A 19,916-nucleotide genomic window follows, 5' to 3' on the forward strand; every position below is an offset into this window, starting at 1 on the left:
GGCTCGGGGACCAGTCAGGACGTCGGCTCCGCGCGTCATGCGGAGCCGGGCACGCGGGGCGGTGATGCCGGGGTGACACGACACGCGCGACGTTCGACGGCGGTGGCACGAAGCGAGTGCCGCTGCCCCGACGGCCGGGATCCCGCACCGTTCACGCAGGCGCAGGCGCAGGCGCGGGCGCCGGGTCGCGGCACTGCTCCGCGGTCCGCAGCCGCCGTCCTCCTGGTCCTGTCGTCGCTGTTCCTCGCCGGCTGCAGCGCCGGTCAGGTCGCCCAGACCGCGACGCAGGAGCGTGACAGGACCGGTGGGACCGGCCAGGTGGGAGACCTCACCATCCGTGCCGTGCAGCTCGCCCACCCGACCGGCGTCGCCCACGAGGCGGGCGACGAGGTGGAGCTGACGATGGCGATCGTGAACAGCGGGACCGTCGACGACCGTCTGGTCGGGGTCTCCGGTCCCGACTTCGGCGGCGCCGCGGTCGGCGATCCCCCCGTGGCCGCGGCCACGACTGCGGATCCGAGCTCCTCCGACCCCGACGACGCCCTGGCCCACCGCACCCAGCCGGCGGCGGACAGGACCGCCGTGGACGTCCTCCTCCCCGCGCGCGAGGCCGTCCTCATCGGCACCGACGCACCGGTCGTCGTGTTGTCCGAGCTGGACCGCCGCATCGACGCGGCGCACTCGGTGGCGCTGACCCTGACGTTCGCCCGGGCCGGTGAGACCACCGTGCTGGCCGTCGTGGCACCGCCGTCCGACGTCCGGCCCCGTGGCCCCCTCCACGACTTCCACGGCCCCGACTTCCACGGCCCCGACTCGCACGACCCCGACTCCTGAGGCGACGAGCCGCGCCGTGTGAGGCAGGCCGGGGCGACGCGGGCCGGGGTGGGGCGACCCCTCCTGGCGGCTCTGCTCCCCCGGACGACCCGGCCCTTCGGGCGGAGCGTGGCGGTGCGGCACGCGGCCTCGACGACCGGGCAGCGGCCGCGGGCCACCACGCCGCTGCGCACCGTCGGCAAGGTGGCCGGTGGGTTGTTCGCCGACCGCCGTCCTGCCCCGGCGCCCGTGCCCGTCCTTAGCGTCCGCTCTGCAGCCGCAGGCCGGCGGGACCGGCCGCGGGGCGTCGACGTCCGACCCGTCAGGAGGCCAGGATGACCACCTTCACGCCGAGATCCCCGGACCACGCGACCCGACCACCGGCTCCGTGGCAGCCGACGACCCAGGTGCACGAGTTGGCGCAGGCGGGACCGGTGGCGTCGGTCTACCTCGGGACGCGCACCGGCGTCCGTGACGGCGCCGACCAGGTGCTGACGAGGTGGCAGGTGTTGCGCCGCCGGCTGCGGGACGAGGGCGCACCGGAGGCGATGCTGGCGGCGCTCGACGAGTGCATGCACCGGGCGCCGCTGCGCGGACAGACGATGGCCGCCTTCGCCGACGCCGACGGCCGCAGCCACCTCGACCACCTCCCGTGCTCGGTGGAGGAGGAAGCCACCCTCGGTCCGTTCCCGCACCTGTCTCCCCTGCTCACCGCACGACACCGGGAGGTGCCGGTGGTGGTCGTCGTGAGCACCGGTCGGCCGGGCGCGGATCTGCTCCTCGTCGAACCCGGAGCCCCGGACCTCGTCTGCCAGGTCGTCGGCGAGGACCTCCTGGTCGGAGGGCCTGCCCCCGTCAGCCCGAACCGGCGACTGGCCCGCGCCGAGCAGCAGTGGAGGGCCGACGCCCGGGCCGTCGGCGAGGCGCTGACCTGGCTGGTGGGCTGCAGCGGGGCCCGGCTCGTCCTCATCGGCGGCCATGCCGGCACCCTGGACCTCCTCCGCCCACGGCTCGAGCCCCGCATCCGGGCCCTGCTCGTCGGCGTCCGGGGCCCCTCCGACCCTGGCTCGCTGGCCGCCCGGGCACGGCTCATGGCCGCAGACGTCGCCGCGCTGGAGGAGGCCGCGGTCGTCGAGGAACTGCTCGCCGCGCTCCCCGGTGGCCGCGCCTGCGTCGGGTCGGTAGCGACGCTGCAGGCCGTCGTGCACGGGCAGGCCGAGGAGGTGCTCGTCGCACCGGCGCAGGCGGACCGCCACTGGGTGCGACAGCTGGTGCCCGACGGTGCCGGTGCCACCGGTCGTCCCGCCCGCCTGTCCGACGTCCTCGTGCACGCCGCGTGCACCACGTCCACCACCGTGCGGACCATCCGGGACGGCCGGCGACTCACGGCAGGCGTGGGCGCCGTCCTGCGCGACTCGGCCAGCGTCCCCCGGACCTCCAGGAAGCGAGTCCTGTCATGAACTCCCCCGACCCCGCCCGACCTGCCCGCGGGGACGCCCGGACCAGGGCCACCGAGCCGGCCACCGTCGTCGACTCGCTGCGCCTCGCCGCCGGCCTGACCCAGCAGGAGCGCCTCGTCCTCGTCCGCATGCTGGCGCGCCTGGACGCACAGTTGGCCCGCTACCCGGCGGGCCGCGTCGAGCTCGAGGTCTCCCTCAAGGACCGCGGCTCACCGGGCCAGCGCCTCACCCTCGAGTGCTGGATCCCCGGGCGGCCTCGTCTGGTGGCCAGCTCGGCGCAGCGCCACCTCGACGACGCGGTCAGGAAGGTGTGCGAGGGGCTGCGCCGGCAGCTCGACGACACGGCCACGCGCCGTGAGCCGCGCAACAACCGGCTGCTGCGGCGCAGGCCGCCCGCTGCACCGATCGATGCCCCCGGCGCCACGGACGGCTCCCCCGTCCCCACGGCCGAGGGGCGGGTCCGGTGATCGCGATGTACGGCGCTCCGGTCCGTCGGCTGGGGCGCTTCCTCCTCCGTCTGGGCAGGGCGGCGGTCGGAACGTCCTACGTGGCCGTGGCGCTGATCGGCACGCTGTACACCGGCCCGCAGGGCCTCCTCGTCGCCCTCGGCTTCGGTGCCGTCGGCTGGGCCGTGGCCCGGTCGGTCGGGTGCCTGGTCGACTCGGTCAGAGACCGGGTCGACGGCGCCGCTCCTCCCCTCTCCAGCGGCCTGCCGGTGGCGACCGGAGCCGCTCTGTTCGCATCGTGAGGGCACTCGGCAGGCCGTCGGGTGACCTGACCGCAGCGGCAACCTGGCCGCCCACCTGACCCGCGCTGTCGTGGCTCCGGTGCTGGTGCCCGATGCCGTCGGCGTGACCACGGTCGCTGCCATCCCGCAGAGCGATCGACCTTGCGCTGGACCAGCCAGTGCGCGACCTCACCGGCGCAGCGGTGGTCGCAGCGCGGGTCGACGGCGGTGGGGGTGTGCCCGCGGACGACGGTCCCGGGGTCGCGCCGGTGCCGGGTCCGGCGCGGACGGTTCGTCAGCATCGGTCACACCGAGGAGGCGGAGCAGCCGCTGGACCTGTGATGACGTACGTCGGATCACCACACCGTCGCGCAGGAGCGGTGCCAGTCCGTGGGTGTCGACGTACGGGACGCCGGTCAGGTCGACGGCCACCGGCCGGCCGTAGACGGTCTCGACGTGATCCACCATGGCGGCGACCAGGGGCGCACAGCCGTGGTCCAGTTCACCGTCGATCTGCAGGACCGGCCAGGTCCCCCCGCACCGGACGGTCACCTCGAGGTCCCATCCCGACGCGCCGGTGGTCTCATCCGCGTTCCGGTAGCCCATGCCGGGAAGGTAGGCAGGCCGCCCGGCCACGGCCCACCGCCGGAACCGGACGGGAGTCCCACCGCTTGGCTGCCTGGACCCTGCAGATACACATCGAACCGGCCGCTGCGGATATGCAGCCCCGCTCGCTCACCGTCTGTGTGCCGCCACCTGGCGGCATGCGTGTGGGCAGCGTGAATCACGGGACGCGGCGAAGGGGTGGTGGTCGGCGGCCGGGCCGGGCGGAGGGGACACACCGAGCGCGTCGATTCGTCGCCGAGCAGCCCGGTGTCCCGCTCGCACCGCTCCTCGAGGCGATCAAGTCAGGTCCCTGCCACTCGGCCCGGCTTCCGGTTCCCGGCAACATCCGCGGCCGGCGAGGTTCCGAACCCGTCCCTCAACGCAGCTCGGCCCCGGACGTACGGTCGACCGCCTGCCCACGCTGACGCCGTCAGGAGGTCGGATGCCATCGCGTCCCCGGCGCTCGCTGCAGCGCTGCCCTCACCGCGCCCCTCCCCTCGACCGGCCGCCGACGTGAGCAGTTCGCACGGACGCCCCGGCTGGACGACCGGTGCGGGGCACGGCTCGTCGGGGGTCCTGCTGGCCCTGAACCGCGTGGTCACCCGGGTACTGGCCACGGTCTTCGTGCTGGTGGCGCTGCTCGGCGTGCTGGTCGCCGGGACACCGCTGCTGCTCATCGCTGTGCTCGTCGGCGGGGCGGGGGGCGCCTGGCTCGCCCAGCTCGTCCACTGGGCCTTCGAGCCGGGAGGGAGAGCACCGTTGCAGACCCGCCTGACCGTGGGTGCCGCGACCGGCTTGTTCTTCCCGTTCATCAGTGGGACGGAGGTCCTGGGCGAGCGCGGGAGCCAGCTGTCCGTGGTCGTCATCCTGCTGACCACCCTCATCGGCATCAACTGGGTCGCTCAGGTCTCCCGCCAGGTCGTCCCCACGGTCGCGCCCTCACGGGAGTCACGGGATCCCGGCCAGTCCTCGCTGCGGCCACTGCTCCAGCAGCTGCCGCTCGACGACCTACTGGACGAGTGGCGGTGCACCGGCGAGGGGCTGCCCATCGACGGATCCTCCTCGGTCCAGGCGCGGGAGTTGCTGCTCGAGGAGATCCAGCGTCGGGACCCGGGGGGTTTCCGGCGCTGGCTCGGCGAGGGGCTCGGCAAGGACCCGAGGCCCTTCATCCGGAACGCCGACCCCGCTCTGCCGACGGCGGAGCCACCCGAGGAGCCGACCTCGGAGCGCTGAGGACCGCCGGTCCGATCCAGCGCCATCTGCACCGGCGGACGCCACGAGGCGTCGCTGCAGAAGGGCACGCGACCGTCCCGCCAGCGTGATGTCGAGCCACGGTGTCCTGCTCGAGGTGGTGTCCGAGATCCTCGGCCGCTCGTCGATCGCCATCACCGGCGACGTCTGGGGCACGTCGCACCCGACGTCTCGCGCGAGGCGATGGACGTCCTCGGTGCCGCCTTCGGCGAGTGGGGGTGGCCTCATGGTGGTCAAGAAGGTGGTCAACGCCCTCGGGAAGCAGTCAGGGGCTGCCCGACTCCCGTCGAAACGCCCCCTGACCTGCGGTGTCCTACTGTCGGGCTGACCGGATCCGGACCTGCAACCCCTTGACCCCACAGAATGGCGGTATGGCACCGGAGGCCCACTATGTCGCGCTCGGCGACTCCATCTCGATCGACGACTATTCGGGTGGCCCCGGCCGGGGCGGGGCGAGCCTCCTGCACCGCAACCGCGACGACGACTTCGCCGAGTGGCGCGGCCGCGATCTCCTCACCGTCGACCCCGACACGACGTTCTCGCTGCTGGCCACGGACGGCGCGACGACGCGGAGCCTGCTCGAAGTCCAGCTGCCACGGCTGGCCGCGCTCACGCGCCGGCCGACGATCGTCACCGTCACCATCGGTGGGAACGACCTGCTCGGCGCGTTCGGGGACACCTCCGCGGCGCGCAAGGTGATCCTGCGGGTGCGCAACGCCGTGGCCAGCGCCCTGCCCGTGATCGACGAGCTGCTCGCGCCGGGCGGGCGGATCGTCCTCGGCACCGTCTACGACCCCAGCGACGGCACCGGGGACGCCGCCCGACTCGGGCTCCCGCCCTGGGACGACGCCGTCGCGGTTATCGCCGAGCTCAACGCGTCGCTCCGCAGCGTCGCCGGAGAGCACGGCGCGACGGTTGCCGAGATCGCCGAGCGCTTCGCCGGCCACGGGCTCCTCGCGGGGGACCCGACGCGGCCGGAGGCGCGGCCGGCCGAGCGGGCGCTGTGGTTCTGCCACCTGATCGAGCCGAATGCGTGGGGCGCCGGCGGCGTCCGTGCGGCCTTCTGGGACGCCATCCACGACAACTGAGGGAGCCCACACCTCCTCGACCATGCGTCTCCCGTTCGGACGGAGTGGGCCACCCCAGACGGCTCCTCGTCCACGTCCATCCACCCGTCACAGTGGGACCGCGCACGCGCCGGCTGACCTGTCCGCCGCGCCCACGGACTCGCAGCAGGACGCGCTCGCCGGCGGGCTGGAGGATTGCCAGAGATCTCGCCACCTGTACCGCTTGAGCCTGCCCGGACACTCGACCCAGCACCGCCGCACATCGGACAGCACCCCGCCCCCGCACACCGCCCGCCGACCGGTCAGAGCCCTCTCGGCCGTCACGGGGACTTCGAGATCGCGAGGTATCACACCTCTTGTATCTGCGGATCCTCCAACTCGTCGGACGGGTTCCTGGAGGTCGTCCCGGACGCTGAGCGCATGGCAGTCGGAAGGAGCGCCAGCTACCGAGCTCGCCGGCGTGCGGCCGAACGGCGACGGCGGGAGCAGACCGCGCGGCGAGACGCCACTGACCAGTCCGCGGAAGTCGACGTAGCGGCGCCCAGGTCGTCTCATGGCGGTGCTCGGCGGGCAGCCGCTGCGTCCTGTTCCGGGGTGCGGTGACGCAATCACGCCACGGTCCCGAGGGCCCATCCCGAAGTGGTGCTCGGCCAACTGCCGACGCCGTGCATGGGAGCCGACGCGGGCCGCCGCGTCCGGCCGCTCGGCCGTCCAGGTCGTCGAGCGCCGGGTCGAGGTCCGCACGCCCGTCACGCCCACCCGAGCGGATTGGGCGCCGCTGCTCACCGAGCTGGCCCGCCAACTGGACGACGGCCGAATCTACGACCGCGACCTCGCAGCACTCACCGCGGCACTGCGGACCGTCCTCGCTGCCCACAGTCGACGCCCGTGGGTGCAAGGTCGGAGATCCGGAGGAACCGCCCGCCCGTGGTGACACTCCGTATGGCATGCGATCCCCCGCCCGGACCTCCAGTCGTCCTGCCGCCCAGCAGGCGGCTACCGGACAGCGGCCCGGTAACCCCGGCTACCTGGGGGCCTGCAGTCCACGTCCCCGGGATGCAAGAAACCGGAGGTCTTCGATTCTCCTGTCCGGCGGATCCGCGCACGAGTCGTCTCACCAGGAGACGGACCGGAGAACGGGGACGCAGCCTGGTCTGCATGACGGCCGATCGCTCGCTGATCGCGCGGCTTGCCGCGCACGAGTCGTGGGCCAGGACCACCGATCCCAGCGCGCGGACCGAACCGGCGCGGCGCGCCCTGCTGGACCGCTTCGAGCGCGAGGTCGACCCCGACGGCGTGCTGTCACCGGCCGAACGGGCACGCCGAGCCGGACACGCCCGGACGGCCTACTTGACCCGCCTCGCGCTTCGATCGACCCAGGCCCGGCGGAAGACCTCCGGCGCCGGCGACGAGTCCGGGCGGTCGAGCGCACCCGACGACCAGCCGGTGTAGCCGGACCGCGCTCATCGCACTGGACGAGCGGCCTCCCGGCAGCCCGCGATGCTCGTTTCGGTGATGCCCAACCGCAAAGGGTCGGGCGCCGGGACCTCTCCCCGTGGAGCACCGAAGGCGACGCGATCGGCGTCAGGTGCAGTAGCCGGCACCACTACCGTGAACGGTGCTCGTGAGGGCACGGGCAGCTGTTTCGAGCGCTGACCAGTGAGTGGGAACTCGCCCGGTAACCTCCCCATTTCGCTCACCCGCGCGACGTGGCCTTTTGCCGCTCTGAACAGCGCTTTCGGGTTTCGCTCCCCGAAGATGCCGGGAGAGCCGATGCGCGTCCAGCCCAGCCGCGCCAGGCGGTCTGCCAGTGCAGACGAGTGATCCGGCGCTCGACGCAAGCAAAGCGCAGGGCTCACTCGACGGACAACCCCCGTCCTCCGGTGCTGCTCGCGTACTCCCGTCGCTCCGGCGCACACTTCTCCCTCCGGAGGTCGCCATGGATCTCAGAGACCGTCTGCTCCGGTCCGCGATCGCGACCGCCGCGGCCGTCGTGGCAGGCCTGCTGACCCGGTCGATGGTGAAGGCCGTGAGCGCTCCCGAGGACGGGACCATCGGCTCCCTTCCTCACGCGGGTGATCCTGACTGAGCAACCGGCATGGTCCGCGTGTCAGCGGGCACGACCTCACGGGTGGAGGACGACTGGAGAAGCCTGCTGGCGGGCCTACCGCTTGAGCAGCGCCTGAAGGCGCTCGCCGTGTACGAGCTGGCAAGGGATCGAGCGATGGGCCAGCCGCCCGAGACGGCGGCAGCGACCCTGCGCGCCGCAGCTACCGCCGAGGGACTCGATGCCGGTCACGACTGGATCCCGGCGGCCGCGGCCCGCATCAGCGCTGACACGGGCCCATGACCACGCAGGGCCGGCTGACCGCTGCCCGGCGGCGCGGTGGGGAGGGAGGGATCAGGCAGCCTTCCGACTGCTCTTGGCGAGCACCTTGTCGGCCTTGTCCAGCTTGACCAGGCGGCGCTTCTTGACCGTGTAGCCCGGCGGGAGCGTCCCCTCGGCGAGGGCGCGGAGCGGACACCGCTTGCAGCGCGGCCTGTCCTCGCAGCACTTCTTCTTGGGCATGCCCGCCGACTTGGCCACCCGGTGAGGCTAGCCTTCCCTTTGCGGGTGATCCACGGGCACCGGCGGGTCACCGGATAACGTCCGGGGACCGCCACCGCACACGTCCGGGAGTCCCGATGGCCGCCCCCGCCTTCGTCGACCTGCTCAACACGCAGATCGGCAACGAATTCGCCGCGCACCAGCAGTACGTCTCCTGCGCCGTGTACTTCGACCAGCTGACCATGCCCCGGACGGCGCAGCTCTTCTTCGACCAGGCGCTCGAAGAGCGGCAGCACGCCATGATGATGGTCCGCTACCTGCTCGACTCCGACGCGCCGGTGCGCATCCCCGCCGTCGCGGCGCCGGTCAACGAGTTCCCCGACGTCGTCGCGCCGGTTGCCCTGGCGCTGGAGCAGGAGAAGCGGGTCACCGAGCAGATCGGCGCGCTGATCGGGATCGCGCGGCGGGAGAACGACTTCGCCTCCGACCAGTTCATGCAGTGGTTCATCAAGGAGCAGATCGAGGAGGTCAGCAAGATGAGCGACCTGCTCACGATCGTGAAGCGCTCCACCCACGACCTGGAGACCATCGAGGACTACGTGCTCCGGGAGGTCACGGCCGAGGCCGCCGACCCCACCGCGCCACCGGTGGCAGGGGCCTGAGCCGAGGGCATCCCGCTGACCGACCTGTTGGCTCCGGTGCGCATCCTCGTCGCGCTCGTGCCGGCGTTCGTCCTCGTGCAGACGTTCTCGTCGTACGAGGACGCCACGACGCCGCCGACGACGAGGCCGGCGCCGTGGCGACGCGAGCCGTAGGGGCGGCGCTCCTCCCGTCGCCGACCGGTCCCGACCTCGGCGGCCTGCTGCGCTGCTATGCCCGCGCCGTCGCCCGGCCGGGCTGGGCTTCGCCCGAGGCGACCCGCCACACGTCGTCGATCTCCAGTGACCCCGATGCGCGGGTCGCGGCCGCGGTCGCCCGAGCGCAGCAGGCCGGCATCAGCGAGACCCTGGTGGCCCAGGTCGTGGCAGCCGAGCGCGGCCGCGTCACAGCGCGGTGGGACCGTCTCGCCGAGGCTCGCCATCGGCGCCGGCCATCGCGACGGCGCTCCTGATCGGCTGCGTCGCCATCACCGTCGCGTCCACGGCCGCGTTCGCCGGCCGCGACATGCGCCCGAGCTGCGGTCGACGCTTCTCGGCGTCACCGCGCTCATCTTCACGGCGTCGCTGCTCGTGATCCTCAACCTCGACCAACCCTTGGCGGCATGGCCAGGATCGATCCCACGGCCATGCGCGCCGTAAAGGAGCAGATCGGCACCTCGCCCTTCGGCGCCAACCCTCCGTGTGACCTGTCAGGTGCCCGCCGGTAGGTGAACTGGGGCGCGTCTCGGCTGCCGGACGGCGGCATCAACCGATCCCGGCCAAGACGCGGAACTCGTCGCCCTCCGTCGGCGGCGACCCTTCACGGCACTTTGCCTCGCCCACGAGGGCGGGCGTCACCGAGAGCTGGAGGCGCGCGGCCTAAGCCGCATGCGGGCCGCCGAGTGATGGCGGAGTCGGCGTCCTGAGCTGACGCGACACGGGCGGCCAGAGCCCGAGGCCTACTTCTGCAACGTCTTCTCTGCCTCTGCGAGCAGTCCGCCATCACGCACTGACGATCCTTCCGAGCAGTGCACGACCGCGCACGGACGCCGGCTGCCGTGGTCTCCTCACCTGCCGGTCGTGGCCCAACCACCCCTCCCGCGGCAGCGAAGCCACACCGCATCCCCCGGCGACCTTGGCCCAGCTCCTTGACCGTAGCTAGCCCGGTGACCACAATTTAGGTCATGACCACGCAGTCGCTGGCGGCGGTCAAGGCGCACTTCAGCCAGGTGATCGACGAGGTCGCCAGCACGCACGAACGCGTCACCGTCACCAAGAACGGCAACCCGGTCGCGGTCATCCTCGCCGTCGAGGACTACGAGTCCCTGGTCGAGACCCTGGAGATCCTCTCCGATCCTCGAGCACGCTCGGACATCAGACAGGCCGAGGAGGCGATGGCCGCCGGTGAGGTCCACGGCGAGGCCGAGGTGCGGGCCGCACTCGCGGCCCGCCGGCGGTGACCGGCCCTCCTCGACACACCGTCGTCCTCTCGGCAGCGGCCAAGCGGGCCACCGAGCGTGACGCGCGGGAACTCGCCCGACAACCACCCGATCCCGCTCACGGGCGACCTGGCCTCTTGTCGCGCTGGACAGCGCTTCCGGGTTTCGCTCCCCGAAGATGCCGGGCGAGCCGATGCGCGTCCAGCCCAGCCGCGCCAGACGTCCTACCAGCGAGGATGCCTCATCCGGCCGTCGGCGGAGGGGTAGCACAGCGCTGTTTCCCCGGATGACCTGCCGCCGTGGCGATCCGGCTCGAGGACCTGCTCGCGTCCTCCCGGCGGCATCTGCGGGCCGCCACCAAGGCGCCGCGGACGATCGAGTTCTACAGCCAGTCCGTCGTCTCCTTCAGCCGCTGGCTGAGCGACCGGAACCGGCCGGCGACGCTGGACGAGCTGACCCGGCACGCGATCTCTGCTTGGCCGGCCGAGCTCGCCGAGACGAACGAACCCTCCACCGTCGGCACCCGGCTGCGCGGGATGCGCCGGTCCTGCCGCTGGCTGGTCACTGAAGGAGAACTGGAGAAGGCCCCCACCGACGGCGTCGAGATCCCCAGCCCGCCCGACAAGCCGGTGCTGCCTGGGTGGCGGCCGAGAAGGACAGGACGTGCCGTCCCGCTCTCGCCAGTCACCGGCCCCGGAGGAGGTCGATCACCCGGTCCGTGGCGTGACCGTCCTCCAGGTGGCACCACAGTTCCCGGAAGGCGGCATACCGGTCCCGGTACTCGTGCTGCGTGGCGTCCAGCCGGGACAGCGCGTCGAGCAGCGTGGGCATCGTCTCCACCACCGGCCCGGGCGCCTCGGGGATGAAGTCGAAGTAGAACCCCCGCACCGAGTCCCGGTAGTGGGCCAGGTCGTAGGTGTAGAAGATCATCGGCTTGCCGGTGACGGCGAAGTCGAACATCGCCGAGGAGTAATCGGTGACCATGACGTCGGCGGCCAGGTACAGGTCACGGATGTCCGGGTAGTAGGACACGTCGCGCACCCTCGGGTCGTTCTGCGGCAGCGCGAAGCGATCGGCCATGTAGTAGTGGATCCGGGGCAGCAGGCACCAGCCCTCACCCATGTTGTCGGTGAACTGCTCGACGTCCAGGCCGAGGGCGACGTCCTGGGCGTAGTACTCGTCGTCGCGCCACGTCGGTACGTACAACACGGCCGTGGTGCCGTCGTCGAGACCGAGCTCCGCTCGCACGTCCGCCCGACGGCGATCCCGGTCGCCGGCGAGCAGCAGGTCGTTGCGCGGATAGCCGGTCTCCACCACCGTGCCCTCGTACCGGAACGCCTTCCGCAGCCGCTCGGTGCTGGGGTGGTTCGGCGAGAGCAGGTAGTCCCAGCGGGCGACGTCGACGTCCAGGAGGGCCAACCGGTTCTCCGGCCCGATGTCGGGCGCGTCGTAGTGGATCCGCTTCACCGGGGTGCCGTGCCAGGTCTGGAGGTACACCGCCTCTGGGCGCTTGGTCCAGTCCAACTCCAGGTAGGTGTTGCTGACCACGGCATCCGCCCCCTCCAGGGCCGCGCGGCACTCCTCACTGCCGATCGTCACGGTGTCGGCCTCCGCCGGGAAGCTGTGTTCGTGTCCTTCCCCTACCAGCCACACGTGGCTGTGGTCACCCTCGATCCCGAGCAGGCGTTCGTAGATGGCCCGCGGACTGTCGGAGTACCGGCCGTAGAACGAGTTGTAGACGAAGCGCACGGGTGCATCATCGCCTGCCCGCGTCCGCACGGTGGACCGGCGCTTGTTCCGGGGCCGTCCTGGTCGCTGCCGGTTCCGGCCGTACCACGGACAGGCGTGCGATGCGTCCGACCGTCGATCCGCCGCCTTCCGGCACGGGACACTGCGCGAGTGGCTGCACACTCCGAGGTCGAGATCGTCATCGAGACGCCGCGCAACAGCCGCAACAAGTACGAAGTCGACGAGCAGGGAGTGGTGCGCTTCGATCGGCGCCTGCCGGGCGCGTTCGCCTTTCCCGCCGATTACGGCTTCATCCCGGGCGCGGTCGGCACCGATGGCGAGCCGCTGGATGCTCTGGTGCTCATGGTCGAGCCCACCTACCCCGGTGTTCGGGTGCGGGCCCGGGTGGTGGGCGTGATCTGGGTGCGCACCGGCCACGGCCGAGAGGCCAAGCTGGTCTGCGTCCCGATGGGTGATCCGGCGTACCGTGAGGTGCAGGATCTGGGGCAGTTGCCGGATCACCTGGTACGTGAGATCACGCACTTCTTCGACATCTACCGCGACCTCGATCCGGGCAAGGACGTCTCCTTCGCCGGCTCGGACGGGGTGGACGTCGCCATCGAGACTCTCCAGCGGGCCCGCGGCTGAGTCGGGGTGGCCGGCTCGACGGCGGCGCGAGACTCAGGACCCGGGAGGCACGGACGGGCACTCGCGCAGATCCGGGGGTGCGAACTCACCTGATGACCCACCCACTCGCGCTCGCGCCGCCTGCGGTTTCGCCGCTCTGGACAGCGCTTCCGGGTTCCGCTCCCGGAGATGCCGGGCGCGATGCGGGTGCAGCCCGATCGCGCCAGGAAGCCGGCCGGCGCAGACGAGTAGTCCGGCCTTCGATGGATGGTGCTCAGGAACGATCCGGCGGGTGCAGCAGCGCCCGACCCGTGGCGGGGTCGAAGACGTGCGCGCGCGTGGCGTCGACGGTGATCCGCACCGCGTCCCCGGAGCGGATCACCGCCCGTGGGGGGAAGAAGGAGTGCAGGGTGCCGCCGGAGGGACCGCCTCCGAGCAGCCCGCCGCCCGGGTCGTCCGGCGCTGCCTCCACCTGGACCGCGACCACGTTCTGCCGTCCGGTGTACTCGACGTGGCTCACCACCGCGTCCAGCGCGACGGCGTCCGGGTCACGCCCGGCCTCGGCGGGGTGCACGTCCTCGGCACGCAGGCCGAGGACCACCTCACGGCCGACGTGGCCGAGCAGCGGCGGTGGCACCGCCTGCCACAGGGGCAGGGTCCGGGCGCCCACCCGGAACCCGGCCTGTCCACCGGCGGACACCAGCCGGGCGGGCAGCAGCCCGATCTGCGGGGCGCCGATGAACTCGGCGACGAACAGGTCCACCGGCCGCTCGTACAACTCCCTGGGCCTGCCCACCTGCACGATGCGGCCCTCGTGCAGCAGCGCGACCCGATCGGCGATCGCCAGACCCTCGGCCGGATCGTGCGTGACGTAGAACGTCGGGACGCCGAGGGACCGGGCGACCTCGACGATCTGACGCCGCACCTCGACGCGCTGCACGGCGTCGAGGTCGCCGAGCGGCTCGTCGAGCAGGAGGACGTCCGGGACCTGCACGAGCGCCCGGCCGATGCCGACCAGGCCTCGCTCGCCCCCGGACAGCTGGCCCGGTCGACGGCCCAGCAGGCGGCTGAGCCGCAACTGCCGAGCCCGGCCGCTGACCCGCTCCTGCACCTCTGCTTCCGGCCGGTGCTGCACACGCAGGCTCCACCCGAGGTTGTGCGCCACGTCGAGGAACGGGAGCAGGGCGGACGACTGGAACACCATGGCCACGTGTCGCTCACCGGACGGCAGCCTGGTGACCCGGCGGCCCCTGATCAGCACCTCACCGGAGCTGACCCCGTCGAGCCCCGCGACGACCCGCAGCAGCGTCGTCTTGCCGCTGCCCGACGAGCCCAGCACCACGATCAGTTCGCCGTCGGCCGCCAGCAGCGTCACGTCGCGCAGCACCGTCGCGCCGCCGCGGACCACGGTCACGCCGTCCACGCCCGTATCCGTCATCGGTCCCGCCCGCCGCCTCGTCCCGCCAGATCGTCCCGCCCGGTCTCCCCGCCCGATCGCCCCGTGGGAGGGAGTGTGCACCGAGGACGGGGTGGCGAGCTGCGCGGCAGCAGCACCCGTGGTGCGGAGCGGCCGGCTGATCGGCATGGTCCGCCTCAGGTCGTGCGCGGGCCCGCAGCACCGGCCCCCGCGGGTCGGGGGCTCGGCACGTCCCGGGCGCCGACGCAGCGACGCTGCCCAACGACCGCTCCGGGTCGGGGACCGCCCGATGACCCGCCCCTGCTCGCGCGCGACCCGCGGTCCTGCTGCTCCGAACAGCGCTCCCGGATCCCGCTCGCCCTCCCGGCCTCAGCTCCGGGCCGCCGGGAAGGCGCGGGGACGATCGAGCCGGAGAGCCGGCCGGTGCGGCACTCCAGCCATCGGCTGACCCTCCGTGACCGGCCGACGCCCCTGGATGAGCTCACCCACCCCAGGGGCCGGCCGGGAGCCGCGGTCAGTCGCGACTGAGCAGGAGCTCCTCGGTGTCGATCTCGCGCATGATGTCGGTGAGGACCTCCTCCTCGATGCGGCCCTCGTCCCTCGCGCGGAGGAACACCGCCCGCTCCACGGCCAGCATCTCCCGCCGCAGCCGGCGGTAGGCGTGCGACGGCAGCTCGCGGTCCTGGCTGCCGAGCCGCTCCCAGGCGAACAGCCCCCGGATCTCGGCCTTGTCCCGCAGCCGGTCGACCACCTCCGAGGGCACCTCGCCGTCGCCGGCGACGAGCTCGTCGAGCCGCTCGACCGCCGCCTCGGCCGCCTCGTGCTGGACGGCGGCCTCCTGCAGCGCGTCCTCGGTGGCACTGGGTCCCGGCAGCGCCAGCCGCCGGATCAGCCACGGCAGCGTCAGCCCCTGCCCGACGAGGGTGGCGACCACGACGACGAACGTGATGAACGTGAGCAGCTCGCCCTGCGGCACCCCTTCCAGGTAGGCCAGGGCCGCCGCCAGCGAGACGACGCCGCGCATGCCGGCCCAGGAGATGACGGCGGGGAACTGCCACGGCGGGGCCGGGTCGCGCCGGCGCACGCGCGGCACCAGCCGCGCCAGGTAGGTCGCCGGGAAGACCCACAGCGCGCGGCTGAGCACCACGGCGAGCGTCACGGTGACCGCGCTGCCGACGACGGTGCCCAGCGGCAGGCCCCGGATGCCGTCGAGGATGGCCGGCAGCTCCAGGCCGATGAGCACGAACACGAGCCCGGTGAGGACGAAGTCGATGACGGTCCACAGCGGGTCGGCCAGCGTCCGCGACGCCGCGGAGAAGGTGCGGTACCACCGGGTGCTCAGCCACAGCCCGGTGCTCACCACGGCGACGACGCCGGAGGCGTGCACGGCCTCGGCGAGCAGGTACGAGGTGAACGGCGTCAGGAGGGTGAGGACGACGTCGATCATCGGCTCGTCGTTGCGCCGGTGCAGCTGCGCGGCGACCCAGGCGGTGGCCAGCCCGATCGCGGCTCCCCCGGCCGCGGCGAGGACGAACTCCCCGGCGAAGTCCATGACCGTCACCGACCCGGCGACCGCGGCGATCGCCACGCGCAGCGTGGTCAGCGCGGTCGCGTCGTTCACCAGGCTCTCGCCCTCGAGGATGCTGACCACCCGCCGGGGCAGGCCGGTGCGCCGGGCGACCGCCGTCGCGGCGACGGCGTCGGGCGGGGCCACGATCGCGCCGAGCGCGAACGCCGCGGCGAGCGGGAGACCGGGGACCACCGCCCAGGCCACCAGCCCGACGACGAGCGTGGTGAACAGCACCAGCCCGACCGACAGCAGGGCGATGGGGCGCAGGTTCGCGCGCAGCGACCGGTTCGAGGTCCGCCAGGCCGCGGAGTACAGCAGCGGCGGGAGGAAGAGCAGCAGCACGACGTTGGGGTCGATCCGGTACTCCGGCACACCGGGCACGTAGGACAGCGCGAAGCCGACCAGCACGCACAGGATCGGGCCGGCCACCGGCACCCGGCGGCTCAGCGCCGCCACGGCCACGACGATGACGACCAGCCCCAGGATCTCGAACAGGCCCCCGACCGTGACCGCGCTGTCCGCCGCGGCCGCCAGGGTCGTCCCGTCCGTCGCCATGGAGCCTCCTCGGGGTCGCCCGGGGGTCGCTCCCCCGCGAGCAGTATCCCGGCCCCGCGACGGACCCTGGGTGTCGTGGGCAGGGGGCGGCCCGCGGTCACGGGTCGGTGACGGAACTGCCCGTTCCTTGACGCCGTCTCCCGCCCCGACGGACGATGCGCGCTCCGCGCGACCCGCGGTCCTCACGACGTCGAAAGGGCCAGTCCGTGCGCTCCTCCCCGAAGGTCCTGATGGTGTCCGCGTGCCTGCTGGCGACGGCCTGCACCGGCCAGACCGGCTCCGACGACGGCGGTGGCGGCGGTGGCGGCGACGGGGCGAACACCCTGCGCTACCTCATCGAGCAGCTGGAGGACGCCGACGAGCTCACCCGGCTCGAGGAGCACCTGGCCGACTTCGAGGAGTCCTCGGGCATCGACGTCCAGGTGCAGCAGCTCGACGTCGACACCATGCGCACCGTGCTCCAGACGCAGCTGCGCGCCGACGACGGCCCCGACGTCATCAGCTGGGGCTCGGGCCCGGGCAGCGGCGGGGCCCTCGCGGAGGCGGGACTGCTGTACGACCTCACCGACGCCTACGAGGAGAACGGCTGGGAGGTCTACGACTTCGCCAAGGAGCGGGTCACCTACGACGGCAGGGTGTACGGCATCCCCGGTGAGCTGGAGACGGTCGGGCTCTACTACAACACCCAGGTCCTCGCAGACGTGGGCATCGACCCGCCCCGGACGCTCGACGAGCTGCGCGCCGCCTGCCGGACCATCAGCGAGGCGGGCCTGGTCCCGATGGCCTTCGGCGACCAGGAGGGCTGGCCGGGCAGCCACCTGCTGAGCATGGCGCTGTCGAGCGCCCTGGGATCCGACGGCATGCAGGCGCTGCTGGCCGGCGAGGGTTCCTGGGAGTCCCCGGAGGTCGTCGACGCGCTCACCTTCTGGCAGGAGGCGAACACCAACGGGTGGCTCGGGGAGTCGCCGGTGTCGATCGACTACGACACCATGACGGCCCTCTACATCTCCGGCGAGGCGGCGATGATCCCCACCGGCAGCTGGTTCGTGAACGACCTGGCCATCGGCGCGGACTTCGAGTCCGGCTACGTCCCCTTCCCCGCGCCGGACGGCGAGGGCGTCTTCGCCAGCGGCCTGGGCTCGGGCCCCTTCGTCTCGGCCAACACCGACAACCCCGAGGGCGCGATCGAACTGCTGGACTTCCTGGCCTCCGAGGAGCACGCCCAGTGGGTGGTGGAGAACTTGCAGACCATCCCGGCCCGCCCCGTGGACACCGCGGGACTCGACGTCGACCCGCTGCTGGCGCAGGTGCTCGAGGAGGTCTCCGCGCTGTCGGAGGGCGGCGGCGGGCTCGGCTACAACATCGACGTCCTCATGCCCGAGGCCTTCAACGACGTGATGTTCGACGGCGTCCAGGCCGTGCTGACCGGCCAGTCGACACCGGCCGAGGTGGCGGCCGCGCTGCAGGCGGCGTCCGAGCAGTGAGCCCGGGCGGAGGCGGCGGGGGGCCGGCGTGAGCGCGGCGCCCGCCCCGACGGTGACAGCGGTGCCCGCCGCGCCGGGGCGGCCGGGCCGCCGGGGACGGCGCCCGGCGCGGCTGGGCGTCTCGGCGGCCACCCGCCGGCAGCAGGCCCGCCTGGGCGTCCTGCTCGTCGCGCCGGCGGTGGCGCTGATGCTGGTGTTCCTCGTCTTCCCGGTGCTCAACGCCGTCTACTACGTCTTCGTCGACTTCGACGGCCTCGACGTCACGCCACCGTGGGTGGGCCTCGGCAACTTCACCGAGCTGGCGCAGGACCGGCAGGTGTGGGCGGCGGCCTGGAACAACCTGATCTGGATCGTGCTCGGCACCGTCGGGCCACTGGTCCTGGGACTGACCCTGGCGCTGCTGCTGTGGGGGGTGCGGCGCGGCTCGACCCTCTACCGCATCGTCTTCTTCCTCCCGTACGTGCTGCCCCAGGTGGCAGTCGGCGTGGTGTGGGGCTGGATCTACGCACCCACCCGCGGCTGGCTCAACCGCGGGCTCGAGGCGGTCGGCCTCGGCGGGCTGGCCCGGGGCTGGCTCGGCGACCCGGACACCGCCCTCTACGCGGTGATCGCCACGGCGGTGTGGACGGCCACCGGCTTCGTCTTCGTGATCATCCTGTCGGCGCTGCGCAACGTCGACACCGAGCAGGTCGACGCGGCCATGCTCGACGGCGCGGGGTACCTGCAGCGGCTGCGCTACGTCGTCCTGCCCCAGATCAGGCCCGTCTTCCTCATGGTCACCGCGCTCACGCTCATCGGCGGGTTCGCCGTCTTCGACCTCGTCTTCGTGATGACCGGGGGCGGCCCGGCGAACGCCACGGAGGTCCTCGGCACCTACGCCTACAGCAACGCCTTCCAGCTCAGCCGGATCAGCTACGGCACCACCCTCGCCCTCGTGGTGACGGCACTGGCGGTGCCGGTCGCGGTGTGGCTCGACCGGCTGCAGCGGCGGGCCGCCCTGGACGGAGGAGGGGCGTGAGCCGGCCGCAGCGGGCTTACGTGACCGGCCGGCCGGGCGCGGGGCGCACCGTCGTGCTCGCCCTGCTCGCCGCCCTGACGCTGTTCCCCGTGGTCCTCGTCGTGTCGACGACGCTGAAGACCACCCAGGACGTGCGCGCCAACCCGTTCGGGCTCTTCAGCAGCTTCTCGTTGGAGAACCTCGAGACGGCCTGGACGGTCGGCAACTTCGACGAGTACCTGCTCAACAGCCTCCTGCTCAGCGTGCCCAGCACGCTGATCGTGGTCGTGCTCTCGACCATGGCCGGCTACGCGTTCGCGCGGTTGCCGTTCCCCGGGCGCACCGCCGCGTTCTACGTCGTGGTCTTCGGCCTGCTGGTGCCCTTCTTCGCCTACATGGTGCCGCTGTACTTCCAGATGCGGTCGATGGGCCTGCTCGACAGCCTGATCGGGGTCAACCTCGTCCTGGCCACGACCCAGCTGTCGTTCGGTGCCTGGTTCATGCGGGCCTTCTTCTCCGACCTGCCGAGCGAGCTGGAGCAGGCGGCCCGGATGGACGGCGCCAGCGAGTGGCAGCTCTTCCTGCGGATCATGGTGCCGCTGGTCACCTCCGGCATGGGCGCGCTGGCCGTCTTCACCTTCCTGCAGCAGTGGAACAACTTCCTCGTCCCGCTGCTCTACATGCCCGGCGGGGAGTACCGGCCACTGACCCTGGGCCTGTACCTGTTCATCGGCGGCCGCTCGGTCGACATCGGCCCGCTGGCCGCCGGCACCCTGATCACGATCCTGCCGGTGGTCGTGCTCTACGTCGTCCTGCAGCGCCAGGTCACCCAGGGCTTCCTGTCCGGAGCCGTCAAGGGCTGAGCCGACACGGGACGAGAGTCCGCCGGAGGTCCGTGACCACGGGAAAGGCGAGGTCACGGGCGCATCGTGCCCTCGCTCCCGGCTCCGCATCCGGTGGACTCTGGGTAGCCGCCCGGCTGCCGTCCG

The 19,916-nt window shown here is 72.6% G+C and carries 19 protein-coding genes and 1 pseudogene; 15 read left to right on the plus strand and 5 right to left on the minus strand.

Going from position 1 to position 19,916, the window contains the following annotated elements; genetic code table 11:
- Positions 1-102: 102 nt before the first annotated feature.
- The 4 genes from BM165_RS18320 (at position 103) to BM165_RS18335 (ending at position 3,021) form a co-directional block, all read left to right on the plus strand.
- Positions 103-834 carry a copper chaperone PCu(A)C gene (locus tag BM165_RS18320; protein ID WP_075014987.1) on the plus strand — a complete coding sequence of 244 codons (732 nt, stop codon included), beginning with the start codon at positions 103-105 and terminating at the stop codon, positions 832-834.
- Positions 835-1,148: 314 nt separating this feature from the next.
- A complete protein-coding gene (locus tag BM165_RS18325) occupies positions 1,149-2,273 on the plus strand; it encodes a baeRF2 domain-containing protein (RefSeq protein ID WP_143108224.1) in 1,125 nt (374 codons plus the stop codon).
- Complete coding sequence (locus tag BM165_RS18330; protein WP_075014989.1) at positions 2,270-2,740, plus strand: HPF/RaiA family ribosome-associated protein; 471 nt, start codon at positions 2,270-2,272, stop codon at positions 2,738-2,740. Before BM165_RS18325 ends, BM165_RS18330 begins: the two co-directional genes overlap by 4 nt.
- Before the next feature lie 80 nt (positions 2,741-2,820).
- On the plus strand, positions 2,821-3,021 hold the full coding sequence (locus BM165_RS18335) for a hypothetical protein (RefSeq protein ID WP_143108225.1): 201 nt from the start codon (positions 2,821-2,823) through the stop codon (positions 3,019-3,021).
- Positions 3,022-3,189: 168 nt separating this feature from the next.
- On the opposite strand, the gene BM165_RS26320 is transcribed toward BM165_RS18335, so the two are convergent.
- Positions 3,190-3,606, minus strand: coding sequence for an STAS domain-containing protein (locus BM165_RS26320; RefSeq protein ID WP_075014991.1), 417 nt, complete (start codon positions 3,604-3,606; stop codon positions 3,190-3,192).
- 513 nt (positions 3,607-4,119) lie between these two features.
- Here BM165_RS26320 and BM165_RS18345 point away from each other — a divergent pair.
- The 4 genes from BM165_RS18345 (at position 4,120) to BM165_RS18370 (ending at position 8,274) form a co-directional block, all read left to right on the plus strand.
- A complete protein-coding gene (locus BM165_RS18345) occupies positions 4,120-4,839 on the plus strand; it encodes a hypothetical protein (RefSeq protein ID WP_075014992.1) in 720 nt (239 codons plus the stop codon).
- 389 nt (positions 4,840-5,228) lie between these two features.
- A complete protein-coding gene (locus BM165_RS18355) occupies positions 5,229-5,945 on the plus strand; it encodes a GDSL-type esterase/lipase family protein (RefSeq protein WP_075014994.1) in 717 nt (238 codons plus the stop codon).
- A 1,137-nt stretch (positions 5,946-7,082) separates the two neighbouring features.
- Positions 7,083-7,376: a hypothetical protein gene (locus tag BM165_RS18365; RefSeq protein WP_075014996.1), complete on the plus strand. Its 294-nt coding sequence runs from the start codon at positions 7,083-7,085 to the stop codon at positions 7,374-7,376.
- A 679-nt stretch (positions 7,377-8,055) separates the two neighbouring features.
- Positions 8,056-8,274, plus strand: coding sequence for a hypothetical protein (locus BM165_RS18370; RefSeq protein WP_075014997.1), 219 nt, complete (start codon positions 8,056-8,058; stop codon positions 8,272-8,274).
- 51 nt (positions 8,275-8,325) lie between these two features.
- On the opposite strand, the gene BM165_RS18375 is transcribed toward BM165_RS18370, so the two are convergent.
- Positions 8,326-8,511 (minus strand): hypothetical protein, encoded by a 186-nt coding sequence (locus BM165_RS18375; protein ID WP_075014998.1) that lies wholly within the window; start codon positions 8,509-8,511, stop codon positions 8,326-8,328.
- A 98-nt stretch (positions 8,512-8,609) separates the two neighbouring features.
- Here BM165_RS18375 and BM165_RS18380 point away from each other — a divergent pair, with 98 nt between their 5' ends.
- The 3 genes and pseudogenes from BM165_RS18380 to BM165_RS26325 form a co-directional block, all read left to right on the plus strand.
- The gene (locus BM165_RS18380; protein ID WP_075014999.1) at positions 8,610-9,134 is read left to right on the plus strand and encodes a ferritin; all 525 of its coding nucleotides are present in this window, start codon (positions 8,610-8,612) and stop codon (positions 9,132-9,134) included.
- A gap of 1,160 nt (positions 9,135-10,294) precedes the next feature.
- A complete protein-coding gene (locus BM165_RS18390) occupies positions 10,295-10,570 on the plus strand; it encodes a type II toxin-antitoxin system Phd/YefM family antitoxin (RefSeq protein ID WP_075015001.1) in 276 nt (91 codons plus the stop codon).
- A gap of 278 nt (positions 10,571-10,848) precedes the next feature.
- Positions 10,849-11,028 (plus strand): annotated as a pseudogene (locus tag BM165_RS26325) (hypothetical protein); the annotation flags it as partial.
- Between the two features lie 205 nt (positions 11,029-11,233).
- Here BM165_RS26325 and BM165_RS18400 read toward each other — a convergent pair.
- The gene (locus BM165_RS18400; protein ID WP_075015003.1) at positions 11,234-12,298 is read right to left on the minus strand and encodes a CDP-glycerol glycerophosphotransferase family protein; all 1,065 of its coding nucleotides are present in this window, start codon (positions 12,296-12,298) and stop codon (positions 11,234-11,236) included.
- A 150-nt stretch (positions 12,299-12,448) separates the two neighbouring features.
- Here BM165_RS18400 and BM165_RS18405 point away from each other — a divergent pair, with 150 nt between their 5' ends.
- Complete coding sequence (locus tag BM165_RS18405) at positions 12,449-12,925, plus strand: inorganic diphosphatase (protein ID WP_075015004.1); 477 nt, start codon at positions 12,449-12,451, stop codon at positions 12,923-12,925.
- A 253-nt stretch (positions 12,926-13,178) separates the two neighbouring features.
- Here BM165_RS18405 and BM165_RS18410 read toward each other — a convergent pair whose 3' ends face one another.
- Together BM165_RS18410 and BM165_RS18415 are read right to left on the minus strand one after the other, a co-directional pair.
- On the minus strand, positions 13,179-14,327 hold the full coding sequence (locus BM165_RS18410; RefSeq protein ID WP_177225244.1) for an ABC transporter ATP-binding protein: 1,149 nt from the start codon (positions 14,325-14,327) through the stop codon (positions 13,179-13,181).
- Between the two features lie 508 nt (positions 14,328-14,835).
- Positions 14,836-16,446 (minus strand): Na+/H+ antiporter, encoded by a 1,611-nt coding sequence (locus BM165_RS18415; RefSeq protein WP_075015006.1) that lies wholly within the window; start codon positions 16,444-16,446, stop codon positions 14,836-14,838.
- 206 nt (positions 16,447-16,652) lie between these two features.
- Here BM165_RS18415 and BM165_RS18420 point away from each other — a divergent pair, with 206 nt between their 5' ends.
- The 3 genes from BM165_RS18420 to BM165_RS18430 all read left to right on the plus strand — a co-directional run bounded on the left by BM165_RS18420 (position 16,653) and on the right by BM165_RS18430 (position 19,790).
- Entirely contained in the window at positions 16,653-17,930 is a 1,278-nt protein-coding gene (locus BM165_RS18420; RefSeq protein ID WP_075015007.1) for an ABC transporter substrate-binding protein, read from the plus strand.
- A 61-nt stretch (positions 17,931-17,991) separates the two neighbouring features.
- Positions 17,992-18,948 carry a carbohydrate ABC transporter permease gene (locus BM165_RS18425; protein WP_143108226.1) on the plus strand — a complete coding sequence of 319 codons (957 nt, stop codon included), beginning with the start codon at positions 17,992-17,994 and terminating at the stop codon, positions 18,946-18,948.
- Positions 18,945-19,790, plus strand: a complete 846-nt coding sequence (locus BM165_RS18430) for a carbohydrate ABC transporter permease (RefSeq protein ID WP_083427488.1) — start codon at positions 18,945-18,947, stop codon at positions 19,788-19,790. Before BM165_RS18425 ends, BM165_RS18430 begins: the two co-directional genes overlap by 4 nt.
- The last annotated feature ends 126 nt before the right edge of the window (positions 19,791-19,916 follow it).

This window comes from Geodermatophilus obscurus (assembly GCF_900115395.1).
Lineage (GTDB): Bacteria > Actinomycetota > Actinomycetes > Mycobacteriales > Geodermatophilaceae > Geodermatophilus > Geodermatophilus obscurus_B.